The sequence below is a fragment of the Candidatus Tectomicrobia bacterium genome (assembly GCA_016192135.1).
In the GTDB taxonomy this organism is placed as follows: domain Bacteria; phylum UBA8248; class UBA8248; order UBA8248; family UBA8248; genus 2-12-FULL-69-37.
Window position 1 is genome coordinate 116993 of the sequence record JACPUR010000038.1, and the last position, 12231, is coordinate 129223.

Annotated in this window: 12 protein-coding genes; 2 read left to right on the plus strand and 10 right to left on the minus strand. The window is 69.6% G+C overall.

The annotated features are described in order from the left end of the window. Positions 1–13: 13 nt before the first annotated feature. From HYZ11_16220 to HYZ11_16265, 10 genes are all read right to left on the minus strand, one after another. The gene (locus HYZ11_16220; protein ID MBI3129153.1) at positions 14–955 is read right to left on the minus strand and encodes a carbon-nitrogen hydrolase family protein; all 942 of its coding nucleotides are present in this window, start codon (positions 953–955) and stop codon (positions 14–16) included. Positions 956–1109: 154 nt separating this feature from the next. After that, a complete protein-coding gene (gene pnp / locus HYZ11_16225; protein ID MBI3129154.1) occupies positions 1110–3242 on the minus strand; it encodes a polyribonucleotide nucleotidyltransferase in 2133 nt (710 codons plus the stop codon). A gap of 31 nt (positions 3243–3273) precedes the next feature. Beyond that, a complete protein-coding gene (gene rpsO, locus HYZ11_16230) occupies positions 3274–3543 on the minus strand; it encodes a 30S ribosomal protein S15 (protein ID MBI3129155.1) in 270 nt (89 codons plus the stop codon). A gap of 157 nt (positions 3544–3700) precedes the next feature. Beyond that, a complete protein-coding gene (truB, locus tag HYZ11_16235) occupies positions 3701–4621 on the minus strand; it encodes a tRNA pseudouridine(55) synthase TruB (GenBank protein ID MBI3129156.1) in 921 nt (306 codons plus the stop codon). Further along, a complete protein-coding gene (gene rbfA, locus HYZ11_16240) occupies positions 4618–4986 on the minus strand; it encodes a 30S ribosome-binding factor RbfA (GenBank protein ID MBI3129157.1) in 369 nt (122 codons plus the stop codon). Before rbfA ends, truB begins: the two co-directional genes overlap by 4 nt. A gap of 273 nt (positions 4987–5259) precedes the next feature. Further along, on the minus strand, positions 5260–5544 hold the full coding sequence (locus HYZ11_16245; protein ID MBI3129158.1) for a DUF503 domain-containing protein: 285 nt from the start codon (positions 5542–5544) through the stop codon (positions 5260–5262). 33 nt (positions 5545–5577) lie between these two features. Continuing rightward, positions 5578–7797 carry a translation initiation factor IF-2 gene (gene infB / locus HYZ11_16250; GenBank protein ID MBI3129159.1) on the minus strand — a complete coding sequence of 740 codons (2220 nt, stop codon included), beginning with the start codon at positions 7795–7797 and terminating at the stop codon, positions 5578–5580. A gap of 82 nt (positions 7798–7879) precedes the next feature. Further along, the gene (locus HYZ11_16255) at positions 7880–8437 is read right to left on the minus strand and encodes a YlxR family protein (protein ID MBI3129160.1); all 558 of its coding nucleotides are present in this window, start codon (positions 8435–8437) and stop codon (positions 7880–7882) included. 30 nt (positions 8438–8467) lie between these two features. After that, the gene (gene nusA, locus HYZ11_16260) at positions 8468–9808 is read right to left on the minus strand and encodes a transcription termination/antitermination protein NusA (GenBank protein MBI3129161.1); all 1341 of its coding nucleotides are present in this window, start codon (positions 9806–9808) and stop codon (positions 8468–8470) included. Continuing rightward, positions 9805–10329, minus strand: coding sequence for a ribosome maturation factor RimP (locus HYZ11_16265; GenBank protein ID MBI3129162.1), 525 nt, complete (start codon positions 10327–10329; stop codon positions 9805–9807). Before HYZ11_16265 ends, nusA begins: the two co-directional genes overlap by 4 nt. 240 nt (positions 10330–10569) lie before the next feature. Here HYZ11_16265 and HYZ11_16270 point away from each other — a divergent pair, with 240 nt between their 5' ends. After that, the gene (locus HYZ11_16270) at positions 10570–11172 is read left to right on the plus strand and encodes a PilZ domain-containing protein (GenBank protein ID MBI3129163.1); all 603 of its coding nucleotides are present in this window, start codon (positions 10570–10572) and stop codon (positions 11170–11172) included. 71 nt (positions 11173–11243) lie between these two features. After that, positions 11244–12215, plus strand: a complete 972-nt coding sequence (locus HYZ11_16275; protein MBI3129164.1) for a thiamine pyrophosphate-dependent dehydrogenase E1 component subunit alpha — start codon at positions 11244–11246, stop codon at positions 12213–12215. The last annotated feature ends 16 nt before the right edge of the window (positions 12216–12231 follow it).

Here is a 12231-nt window from a genome sequence, read left to right on the forward strand (position 1 = left end):
GAAGCGAACTCTTTCACCCTCCCTCGAAATCCGAGCGCCGCACCACGGCCGGCATGGGCCGCTCGTTGACGTGAAGCTGGAACACGTCCGGGCGCGCGTAGTGGCCCACCACGTCGAAGTCGTACTTCCCCCGCGGGATCTCGGCCAGATCGATCTCGGCCGTCAGGATGGCCGGCCCCTCGAAGTGGGGCCCCGCCAGCACCCGGCCGAGGGGCGACACGACGCAGCTCCCGCCCCGCATCAGCACGGTTTCGGGCGCGCAATCGGCGGGGTAGTCCGCCGGGCAGTCGGCGCGGGTGAGGTACTGGCAGGCCGAGAGGACGAAGCAGCGGCCCTCCAGGGCCACGTGGCGCATGGTGGAGAGCCAGGTGTCGCGGTCGTCGGCCGTGGGGGCGCAGTAGATTTGGACCCCCTTCGAATACATGGCCATGCGCAGGAGCGGCATGTAGTTCTCCCAGCAGATGACCGCCCCCAGGCGCCCGAGGGGGGTGTCCAGGGCGGCCAGGGTGGAGCCGTCCCCGAAGCCCCAGATGAGGCGCTCCATCGCCGTGGGCATGAGCTTACGGTGCTTGCCGAGGAGCGTCCCATCCGGCCCGTAGAAGAGGACCGTGCAGTAGAGGGTGCCCCCGTCGCGCTCCATGACCCCCACCACGAGATGCACCTTGTTCTCGCGGGCCGCCCGGCCGATGGCCGCCTCGTCCGGGCCGCCGAGCTCCAGGGCGCTCTCGAAGTAGCGCCGGAAGTCCTCCCTCCCCTCCGGGGTGCGCCGCCCGACCCGGGCTCCGAAGTCCAGCTCCTTGGGATAGCCCGAGACGAAGGCCTCCGGGAAGAGGACCAGGGAGGCTCCCTTGATGGCCGCCTCGGCGGTCAGCCGGCGGAGCTTCTCGATGGTGCGGGCGCGGTCGAAGACGGCCGCCCCGGCCTGGACCACGGCGGCGAGGAAGGTCTGGGCCATGCGGAGTTCTCCCCTTGGGAAGGATGGCCGGTGAGCCGGCAGCAGCTTATGGCGCATTGTAGGGCGCGGGGAGAGGCCCTCCAAGTGCGGGCGCGAAAAAAGCCGGCCTCCTGGGGGAGGCCGGCTTCTGCTTCCGCGAAAACGGGCGGGCGGCTCAGGTCACCGGGGCGTAGTACTGCTTGAACTCCTCCGGGATCTCCTCCTCGCGCACGTCCTTCATCGAGAGCCGGATGCGCCCGTTGCCCTCCACGTCGAGGCACTTGACCAGGACGCGATCGCCCTCCTTGAGGACTTCCGAAACCTGGCCGATGCGCCGCTTGGCGATGTTGCTGATGTGCACCAGGCCGTCCGTGCCCGGGAATATCTCCACGAAGGCGCCGAAGTCCATGAGCTTGCGGACCGTGCCGTAGTAGTACTTGCCCGGCTCGGCCTCCTGGGTGAGCTCGCGGATGATCTCGATGGCGCGGCGGGCGCTGGCCTCGTCGGCCGAGGCGACGAAGATGGTGCCGTCGTCCTCGATGTCGATCTGGGCGCCCGTCTCCTCGACGATCCCCCGGATGACCTTCCCGCCGGGTCCGATGACGTCCCGCACCTTGTCCTTGTTGATGTTGATGGTGAAGATGCGCGGCGCGTAGGGGGAGATCTCCGGCTTGGGGGCCGAGATGACGGCGTCCATCTGGTCCAGGATGAACAGCCGGGCCTCCTTCGCCTGCTGCAGGGCGTCGCGCACCAGGCTGAACTTGAGGCCCCTGATCTTGATGTCCATCTGGAGGGCGGTGATGCCCTCGCGGGTGCCGCCCACCTTGAAGTCCATGTCACCGAGATGATCCTCGATCCCCAGGATGTCGGTCAGGATGGCGGTGCGGCCCGTGCCCTCCTCGCTGATGAGGCCCATCGCCACGCCGGCCACGGCCGACTGGGTGGGCACGCCCGCCGCCATGAGGGAGAGGCTCGACCCGCAGATGGTGGCCATGGAGGAGCTGCCGTTGCTCTCGGTGATCTCCGAGACGATGCGGATGGTGTAGGGGAAGCTCTCGTGGTCGGGCAGGACGGCCTGCACCGCCCGCGCGGCCAGCGCCCCGTGGCCGACCTCGCGGCGGCCGGGGCCCCGGTTGGGTTTGGCCTCGCCCACGCTGTAGCCGGGGAAGTTGTAGTGGAGCAGGAAGTAGCGGTCGGACTTCCCGTCCAAGGTGTCGATGAGCTGGGCGTCGCTCCCGGTGCCCAGGGTGACGGTCACCAGCGCCTGCGTCTCGCCCCGGGTGAAGAGGACGCTCCCGTGGGGCCGGGCCAGGGGATTCATCCGGATGGTGATGGGCCGCACCGTCTTGAGGTCCCGCCCGTCCGCCCGCACGCCCTTGTCGAGGATGATGCCCCGGAAGACCTCCTTCTCGATCTTGGAGGCAATCTCGCCGACCGTCTTCTTATCCGGAGCCCCATCGCCCGTGCAAAGCGCCTCGACGGCGGCCTTCTTGGCCTCGCCGATGGCCTGGTACTGGGCCAGCTTCTCGTGGATCTGGGCCGCCTGCTGGAAGCGGGGGACGGCGATCTCGCGCACCCGGCGGACGAGGTCCTCATCGGTCTTGGGCTCTTCGATCGCGCGCTTGGGCTTGCCGACCTCCCGCCGGAGCTCCTCCTGGAGGGCGCAGAGCTGACGGATGACGGCGTGGCCCTTCTCGAACGCCTCCATGTAGGCGTCCTCGGAGACCTCGAAGCTCCCCGCCTCGACCATGACCAGGGCGTCGGCCGTGCCGGCCATGACGCAGTTCAGGTCGCTCTCCACCTGCTGGGGAATGGTCGGGTTGACGATGATCTCCCCGTTCACCCGCCCCACCCGCACGGCGCCGATGGGGCCGCCGAAGGGGATGTCCGAGATGTGGAGGGCGGCGGAGGTGCCGTTGATGGCCAGGATGTCCGCGTCGCAGGTGCGGTCGTAGGACATCACGAGGTCCTGGATCATCGTCTCGCAGCGGTAGCCCTTGGGGAAGAGCGGGCGGATGGGCCGGTCGATGAGCCGGCAGGTCAGGACCTCCCGCTCGCCGGGGCGGCCCTCCCGCCGGAAAAAGTTCCCCGGGATGATCCCGGCGGCGTAGAAGGCCTCGCGGTAGTCCACCGTGAGCGGGAAAAAGTCGATTCCCTCGCGGGGGCTGTCGGAGCCGCAGGCGGTGCAGATAACGGAGGTGTCCCCGTAGTGCATCATCACCGCGCCGCCGGCCTGCTTGGCGATCTCGCCCGTCTCGAAGGCGAGCGTATATCCGTTGATGGAGATCTCTTTTCTTATGGGTGGCATCAGGACTTCCCTCTGGAGGCGGGCGCGCCAGCTAGCGGCGGATGCCGAGGCGCTCGATGATGGCGCGGTAGCGGTTGATGTCCTTCTCCCGGAGGTAATCCAGGAGGCGCCGCCGCTGGCCCACGATCTTGAGGAGCCCCCTTCGGGAATGGTGGTCCTTCGTGTGGGTCTTGAAATGCTCGGTGAGGTAGGTGATTCGCTCGGTCAGGATGGCCACTTGGACCTCGGCCGAGCCGGTGTCTTTCTCGTGCGCTCTGTGCTGCCCGATGACTTCGGTCTTCCGCTCCTTGGCTAGAGGCATTTCCTTCGGTTCCTCCCACTTCTCTCTGTGGCTTGGGCCCTCCCAAGCCGTTCGCGAGCACCCGCTCAGGTTGGGCAAATCTTAGCCGAGATTGATCCCATTGTAAACAGGGGGGGTCCGGGGCGGGCGGAGCGAGAGGCAAACGCGATTCCGCCGTCTATTCGGCGAAAACCCGGTCGGGCGCCACCCAGCCCCGGGCCCGCTCCCGGGGCGGAAGCATCCGGCCCACGGCGAGGAGCTCCCCTCCCGGAGCCAGGAGACGCACCCGGCCTTCGGCCGGCGGGACCTCCCCCTCGGCCCAGTCGCGGGGCTTGAGCGCCGCCCCGTGGCGCACCCGCTCCCCGGCCTCGGGCCGCACCGTCAGGGCGGGCAGATGGCCGAGCGCCTGGGCGGGGCTCATGAGGGCCTCGGCCAGCTTCCCCTCCCCGGCCAGGCCGCGAATCTCCTCCAGGGTCCGGGCGGCCTCCAGCCGGAAAGGCCCGAGCGCCGTCCGGGTGAGGGCCGCGAGGCACCCTCCCGATCCTTGGCGGGCCCCCACGTCGTGGCACAGCACCCGGATGTAGGTGCCCCGGCTGCAGGTCACCTCGAAAGTGAGGAGCGGCCCTTCGGCCTCCAGGGCGCGGACGGCGTAGACGTGGATGGGGCGGCCCTTGCGCTCCACCTCGACTCCGGCCCGGGCCAGCTCGTGCAGCCGGGTGCCGCCCACCTTCAGGGCCGAGAACATGGGGGGCACCTGCTCCGACTCCCCGAGGAACGTGTCGAGGATGCGCTGGACGCCCTCCACCGCGATCTCCCCCGGATTCTTTTCGGCGAGGGTGCGGCCCGTCACGTCCAGGGTGTCCGTCACCCGGCCGAAGCGCATCACGGCGCGGTAGGTCTTCCGGCAGTCGAGGAGATAGGGGAAAAGCTTGGTCGCCGCGCCCAGGCAGATGGGGAGCACGCCCTCGGCCATGGGGTCAAGAGTGCCGGCGTGGCCCACCTTGGTGCGGGGCGGGACGAGGCGGCGCACCGCGTCCACCAGATCGTGCGAGGTGGGGCCGGCCGGCTTGCGGAGGTTGAGGGCGCCGCAGAGCTTCATTCCCGGCGCTCGCGCTTGCGGACCTCGGCCAGGAGGCGTTCGATCCGGTCGCTGTAGGCCACGCCGCGGTCGACCACGAAGCGCAGGTTGGGCACCACCCGGAGCTCCAGCCGCTCGCCCAGCTTGGCCCGCAGGAAGCCGACGGCCCGCTCCAGCCCCGCCTGGCCCTCGGCGATCTCCTCGTCGCTCCCCTTCCCCTCGCCGTAGCGGCTGAAGTGGGCCGTCGCCAAGCGCAGGTCCGGCGACACCTCGACGCGCGTGATGACGACGTTGCGCACGCGCGGGTCCTTCACCTCCTTGAGCAGGAGGACGGAGAGCTCGGCATGGACCAGTTCGGCCACCCGGGCGGTGCGGGGGTATTGCATCGGGGAGCTCCGATCGGAAACCTGCGCATCCGGGAGAGGCCTATATCAAGGCCCTGCCCCCTCCCTCCGGGAGGGGGTTGGGGGAGGGAAAGCCTTCCGGCCAAGGCGGGCTCCCCCCACCCTGCTCTCCTCCCGGAGGAGGGAGGAAGAAGCGTTATCATGGCTCGGGGGCGCCGCCCGCCCTTCCCTCACCCCGGCGCGCTATCTCTGGCGTATTGCAATACGCCCCTGCGGCACAATGCCTGCCGGCGAGGAAACCCGCCCTTCCGCCAGCTACACGATCTCGATGGTGAAGTCCGTGACGACGGCCAGCCCCATCCCCTCGATTGCGTCGAGGGCCTTGCGGAGCTGGCTGTCGAGGAACCTCCCGTCGTTGGCGACCGCGCCGACCCCGATGCGGCAGATCTGCCACTTGTCCTGGAAGTCCAGTTCGGCCACCGAGACGTTGAAGCGCTGGCGCAGGCGCGTGACGATGGACTGGACGATTTTCCGCTTGGCCTTGAGGGAGGCGCTTTCGTATATCTGCAGGTCCACGGTCAGGAGGCCCATGGTAGCCATGCTTGTCCGGCCTCCGGCGCCGGGCGGGCGGCGCTATAGGGTGCGGGCGACCTCCTCCGTCACGAACGGCTCGATGATGTCGCCTTCCTTGAGGTCGTTGAAGCGCTCGAGCCCGATGCCGCACTCGTAGCCCTGCTGCACCTCGGCGACGTCCTCCTTGAAGCGCCGCAGGGAGGAGAGGCGGCCGGTGTAGATGACCACGTTGTCGCGGATGAGGCGGACCTCCGAGTTCCGCCGGACGGTGCCGTCGGTCACGTACGAGCCGCCGATGGTCCCCGCGCCGGGGACGTGGAAGATCTTGCGCACCTCGGCGTGGCCGCGGATGACCTCGCGCTTGCCGGGCTCGAGGATGCCCTCCAGGGCGGACTTCACCTCCTCGATGGCGTCGTAGATGACCGAGTAGAGGCGGATGTCCACCTTCTCGCGCTTCGCCGTCTCGCCGGCGCCCGGCGTGGGCCGCACGTTGAAGCCCACGATGATGGCGGAGGAGGCGGCGGCGAGCATGACGTCGGTCTCGGTGATGCCGCCCGCCGAGCTGTGGAGGATGCGCACCCCCACCTCCTGGTTGCCGAGCTTCTGGAGGCTCTCGCGCAAGGCCTCGATGCTGCCCTGGACGTCGGCCTTGAGGATGATGTTGAGCTCCTTGAGCCGGCCTTCCTTCACGCTGTCGAGGAAGCTCTCGAGGCTCACCCGCGCGTTCGTGACCAGCGCGGCCAGGCGCTCGCGCTGCTGGCGCCTGGAGCTGATCTCGCGGGCGACGCGCTCGTCCTGCACGGCGAGGAAGGTGTCGCCCGCCTCGGGCACGCCCGCGAAGCCGAGCACTTCGACCGGAGTCGCCGGCCCCGCCAATTTCAGCTTGCGTCCCTGGTCGTCCAGGAGCGCGCGCGCCTTGCCGTGCCATTTCCCGGCCACGAAGGTGTCGCCCACCTTCAGGGTGCCCCGCTGGACGAGGACGGTGGCTACCGGGCCCCGGCCCTTGTCGAGCTTGGCCTCGACCACCACGCCCTCGGCGGCGCGATCGGGGTTGGCCTTGAGTTCCATCAGCTCGGCCTGGAGGATGGCCAGGTCGAGCAGATCGTCGATGCCGATCCCCTGGCGGGCCGAGACGGGGGCGTAGACGGTGTCGCCGCCCCAGTCCTCGGGGATGAGGCCCAGCTCCGAGAGCTGCTGCTTCACCCGGTCGGGATTGGCGTCCGGGAGGTCCATCTTGTTGACGGCCACCATGATGGGGACGCTCGCCGCCTTCGCGTGGGCGACGGCCTCCCGCGTCTGGGGCATGACGCCCTCGTTCGCCGCCACGACGAGGATGACGAGGTCCGTCACTTTGGCGCCGCGGGCGCGCATGGCCGTGAAGGCCTCGTGGCCCGGGGTATCGAGGAAGACGGCCGTGCCCTTCTCCGTCTTCACCCGGTAGGCGCCGATGTGCTGGGTGATGCCGCCGGCCTCATGCTCCATCACGTTGGCCTTGCGGATGGCGTCGAGGAGGCGCGTCTTGCCGTGGTCCACGTGGCCCATGATGGTGATGACCGGGGCGCGCGGCTTGAGGCTCTCCGGGGCGTCCGCCTCCTGATGCACGAGGACGTCCTCGATGTTCTCCTTGCTGATCTCGACCTCGTAGCCGAACTTCTCGCTCAGGCCGACGGCCGTGCTGTTGTCGATCATCTGGTTGATCGTGGTCATCTGGCCCATCTTCATGAGCTCTTTGATGATTTCGGCCGCCTTGATGCTGAGCTTGTCGGCGAGGTCCTTGACGGTGATGGCTTCGGGGATGCGCACCCGGCCGCGCCGCTGGCGGACCACCTCCGCCGGCTTGGGCGGAGCGGGGGCCTCGGGGGTCGGAGGCGCGGCCGTGCGGGCGGCGGGAGCGGGGGGCGCCGGTCTCGGAGCGGGAGGAGCGGCCTTGGGGGCCGCCGCCCGGGGAGGCGCGGGAGCCCTTTGGGGCGGAGCGGCCGGGGGCGCCGCCTCTTTTTTCGGGGCGGGCGCGGGGGCTTTCGCGGCCGGGGGGGCCGATTCTTTTCCCTTGGGCTTGGCGGCCTCGGGAGCGGGTGCCTTCTCAGCCGGCGGGGCCGCGGGGGCGGCCTTGGCCTTTTCGCCCCGGGAGCCGAACAGCGTGCGGACGAGATCAGCCGTCTCCTCGTCCACCGTGCTCATGTAGCTCTTGACCTGGATGCCTTCCCGGTGGAGTTCTTCGACAAACGCCTTGTTGTCGAAGCCCAGCTCCTTGGCCAGCTCATAGACCCGAATCTTCGCCATCCATCCTCCTCCGACCCCCGATGCTCCCCTCCAGCCGAAGGGATATATAATCCGTTAAATATAGATAATTAAGGCTGAGGCCTCAACCCTCGGCCAAGCTCTTGAGCTGGGCCAGCCGCAGGGCGACCGCCTCCTCCAGGGAGACATCCCGGAGGGCGAGAACCCCGGCCGGGGACCGGCCGAGCAGCCGGCCGATCTCCTCCATCCGGAGCGGCAGCTCTAGCGGAGGCCGGGCTTCTTTCGGAATCTCGCTCCGGCTGCCCGCCGAGAGGTCCCGGGCGAGAAGAAGCCGCCCTCCCTCCGCGAGCTCCCGGAAGGCCGCGTCCCGCCCCGGGGTGAGAACTCCCTTGCGCCAGGCGGCGGCCAGGAGCCCCTCCAGGCGCCGCCGGAGAAGCTCCTCCACCCGCTCCGCCAGCTCCCCCGGCCCGGGCGCCTGGATGCCCTCCCGCAGGGCCCGCGCCAGGTTCTTCGGCTTCAGCGCGGCCTGGATGCAGGAGGCCCGGAAGCAGCAGTGGGCGCCCCGCCCCGGGAGCCGGCTGTCGAGCTCCGCCGCCACTCCGCCCCCGGGATCGGCCACCATGCGGAAAAACGCGTCCGCCTCGCCCTTCGTCCGGCAACCGATGCAGGTCCGCACGGGCATCGCTCTCGTCCCGGGCGCGGCGGAAGCGGGCTATTCCCCCGGCGCCACGCTTTCGCCCGGCGTCCCCGTGAGGTATGCGTTGGCCGAGTCGATGAGGAGCTGGGCGCGCTTGGGGCCGATGCCGGGCACCTCGCACAGCGCCTCGGGGGTGCTCTGGGCCACCGACTCCACGGTGGGAAAGCCGTGCTCCGCGAGGAGGAGGGCCGTCTTCTCCCCCACCACCTCGAGGTTGACCAGGTCCACGCCCGGCTGGGCGGCTGGGGCCGCCGCCGGCTCGGCCTGGGGGGCGGCCTTCACCTCCACCGTCTCGCTATGGAACGCCTTCTCGGCGATCATGCGCCGGTACTCGCTCTCGCCCTTCAGATCGATCTTCCATCCCAGGAGCTTGGCCGCCAGGCGCACGTTCTGCCCGCCCTTGCCGATGGCGAGGGAGAGCTGGTCGTCGGGGACCAGCACCTCCATCCGCCCCTCCTGCTCGTGAAGGGTGATGTGCTGGATCTTGGCCGGGCTCAGGGCGTTGCCCGCGTAGGTGCGGATGTCGTCGTTCCAGGCGATGATGTCGATCTTCTCGCCGCGCAACTCCTGGACGATGGACTGCACGCGGCTCCCCCGCGTGCCCACGCAGGCGCCCACCGGGTCGATGTCGCGGTCGTGGCTGACGACCGCCACCTTGGAGCGCCCGCTCGGCTCGCGGACGCAGCCCTTGATCTCGACCACGCCGTCGTAGATCTCCGGCACCTCCATCTCGAAGAGGCGGATGAGCAGGCCCGGATGGGTGCGGCTCAGCACGACCTGCGGCCCCTTGGAGGCCTCCCGCACCTCCAGGATATAGGAGCGGATGCGGTCGCCCCGCTTGTAGACCTCGCGGAATATCTGCTCGCGGCGGGGCAGGATGGCCTCTCCGCGGCCGATGTCCACGAAGATGTTGCCCCGCTCCACCTGGGTGACGACCCCGGTGATCAGCTCCCCCTCGCGGCCCTTGAACTCGGAATAGATGTTGGCGCGCTCGGCCTCGCGCACCCGCTGGAGGATGACCTGCTTGGCCACCTGGGCGGCGATGCGCCCGAGCCCCTCGGTCTCGAGATCGAAGGTGACCTTGTCGCCCACCTGGATGGCGGTGTTCCGCGCGCGGGCCTCTTCGAGGGAAACCTCCGCCTCGGGGTTCTGGACGACGCGCACCACCTCCTTCGACGCCCTGAGCCCGATCTCGCCCGTGCCCGAATCGAGCGTGACCTCGACATTGTCCCCGAGGCCGAACTGCTTGCGGGCGGCCGAGGCGAGCGCCACCTTCAGGGAGTCGAGAAGGATGTCCTTCGACACCCCGCGCTCCCGCTCCAATTGAGTGAGCACCGCCAAAAGCTCCTGGCTCACTTGCCGTTTCCTCCCTTACGGGCCGGCCCCGGGCGATCCGCCTTCCGGAACTCGGCCTCCCAGTCCACTTCCAGGCGCGCCTTCGATATCTCGCCGAGGGAGACGCGCTGGGGCGCCCCCTCCCCCGTCTCCACGGCGACAACGTCGCCCTCGATGCCCAGCAGCGTGCCGGAAACGACACGCGGCTTTCCCCGGGGGTTCCGCACCCGGATGCGCACCCGCCGGCCCGCGTACCGCTGGAAATCGGCCGGCCTGCGCAGGGGGCGCTCGAGGCCCGGGCTCGACACCTCCAGCAGGTAGGACGAGGGCGGGAAGTCCTCCGCGTCGAAGCGGGCTTCCACCTCCCGGCTCATCCGCTTGCAGTCCTCGACGCTGAGGCCACCCTCGCGGTCCACGAACAGGCGCAGCACCGGGCGCCCGCCCCCACCGGAGAAGTCGACCTCCACCAGTTCCATGCCGAGGGATTGGGCCACGGGTTCCGCCAGAGCCCAGATCCGGCCCACGACGTCGTCGGCGGCCATGCCTTCGCTCCCGGGCGGCGAACGAAAAAAATGGGCCGAACAAGCTGGGCCCACGCCGGAAGGCATCAACTCGCCGGCATGGTAGTCCTTCCGGCGGGAAAGTTCAAGGCCCGGCGCCCCGGCGCGGGCGCGGGCGGGCGGGCCCCGCCGAGGCGCGGGTTTCTTGCCCCCCGCGTCCCGCCGTGCTAGCATCGGGCCTCCGATCTGCCCGGAAACGCGGGAGTTTTGCGCGAGGAAGTCATGGCGAAAGAAGACGCGGCCCAGCGGCGCAGCATGGTCCGGATGGATGATCAGCTCGAGATCAGCCACCGCCCGGTGCCCGACTACGAGCTGGAGAGCCTGAGCACCCAGATCATCACCCGCGGCGGGGGCGGAGGGGCCATGGGCTCCGTGAATTCCATCGTCCAGGCCGCCGGGCGCTCCATCGATCCCAACGCCCCCACCTGGAAGGCCATCGCGCTCCTCGACCAGAAGCTCGACCACCTGATCTCGATGCTCCAGTCCCAGATGCGCGCGAGGGTCGAGGCCACCGACTTCCACAAGGCCCAGGTGAACATCAGCGGCTCGGGCATCCGCTTCCCCAGCCAGCAGCTCTACAGCAAGGGGTCCCACCTGTGGATCGGCATGGTCTTCGTCGGCGCGGCCCCCTCGTTCCGGGTGGACGCCGTGGCCCGGGTGGAGCGGCTCTCCTCCTCGGTCAAGCGGGGCGCGGGCGACAAGGCGCCGAGCGTCGAGGTGGGCGCGCGATTCACGGCCATCAACGAGCAAGACAGCGAGCAGATCCTCCGGTACGTGTTCCAGAAGCAGCGCGAGATGCTCCGGGCGCGAAGCCGGGACGCCTGACGCCCCCCGCGCCCCGCCCCTCCGCCGCCCGCGGGGGCGACCTCGTTTTCCGAACCGCATAAGGATTCCCCATGCCCGAGCTGAGCAGGACGAAAGCCCTCTGGATCTACGAGACGATGGTGCGGATCCGCCGCTTCGAGGAGCGCTCGATCGAGCTCTTCCAGGCGGGCGAGCTGCCTGGCTTCCTCCACGCCTACATCGGAGAGGAGGCCGTGGCGGCGGGCGTCTGCGCCCACCTCACGGACAAGGATCAGATCACCTCCACCCACCGGGGCCACGGCCACATGGTGGCCAAGGGCCTCAAGTACGAGGGCATGTTCGCCGAGCTCTACGCCCGCCGCACCGGCTACTGCAAGGGCAAGGGCGGCTCGATGCACATCGCGGATCAGGACCTCGGGGTCCTCGGCGCGAACGGCATCGTGGGGGGCGGCATCCCCATCGCGGCGGGGGCGGCCCTGGGCATCAAGCTCAAGGGCGAGAGGCACGTCGTGGTGAGCTTCTTCGGGGACGGCGCGAGCAACGAGGGCGCCTTCCACGAGGGCATCAACCTCGCCTCCGTCTGGAAGCTCCCCGCCGTCTTCGTCTGCGAGAACAACGGCTTCGCCGAGAGCACCCCCCGGCCCACGCACCAGGCGGTGCGCGATGTGGCGGACCGCGCCAAGGCCTACGGCATCCCGGGCGTCACGGTGGACGGCATGGATCCCGCCGCGGTATACGAGACCGCGGGCGAGGCCATCGAGCGCGCCCGCCGGGGCGAGGGCCCCACCCTCATCGAGGCCAAGACGATGCGCTTCCTCGGCCACTACGTGGGCGACCCCGGCACCGCCTACGGGCACGACAAGGAAGTGGTGAAGTGGAAGAAGCGCGACCCCCTCCAGGCCTTCGGCGCCTTCCTCGAAAAGAAGAAGTGGATGACGCCCAAGACCCGCGAGGAGATTTGGGCCCGGGTCCACGCCGCCATCGAGCGCGGCGTCGAGTTCGGGCGCACGAGTCCCGAGCCCGAGCTCTCGGACGCCCTGACCGACATCTACGTTTCCCTCTGAGCCGAGGCCCTTCAGC

Coding starts and splice junctions, on each gene's coding strand:
- HYZ11_16220 (MBI3129153.1), bottom strand. CDS start 955: ATGGCCCAGACCTTCCTCGCCGCCGTGGTCCAGGCCGGGGCGGCCGTC.
- rbfA (MBI3129157.1), bottom strand. CDS start 4,986: ATGCAATACCCCCGCACCGCCCGGGTGGCCGAACTGGTCCATGCCGAG.
- HYZ11_16270 (MBI3129163.1), top strand. CDS start 10,570: ATGGCGAAAGAAGACGCGGCCCAGCGGCGCAGCATGGTCCGGATGGAT.
- HYZ11_16275 (MBI3129164.1), top strand. CDS start 11,244: ATGCCCGAGCTGAGCAGGACGAAAGCCCTCTGGATCTACGAGACGATG.
- rpsO (MBI3129155.1), bottom strand. CDS start 3,543: ATGCCTCTAGCCAAGGAGCGGAAGACCGAAGTCATCGGGCAGCACAGA.
- HYZ11_16255 (MBI3129160.1), bottom strand. CDS start 8,437: ATGCCCGTGCGGACCTGCATCGGTTGCCGGACGAAGGGCGAGGCGGAC.
- truB (MBI3129156.1), bottom strand. CDS start 4,621: ATGAAGCTCTGCGGCGCCCTCAACCTCCGCAAGCCGGCCGGCCCCACC.
- HYZ11_16245 (MBI3129158.1), bottom strand. CDS start 5,544: ATGGCTACCATGGGCCTCCTGACCGTGGACCTGCAGATATACGAAAGC.
- pnp (MBI3129154.1), bottom strand. CDS start 3,242: ATGCCACCCATAAGAAAAGAGATCTCCATCAACGGATATACGCTCGCC.
- infB (MBI3129159.1), bottom strand. CDS start 7,797: ATGGCGAAGATTCGGGTCTATGAGCTGGCCAAGGAGCTGGGCTTCGAC.
- HYZ11_16265 (MBI3129162.1), bottom strand. CDS start 10,329: ATGGCCGCCGACGACGTCGTGGGCCGGATCTGGGCTCTGGCGGAACCC.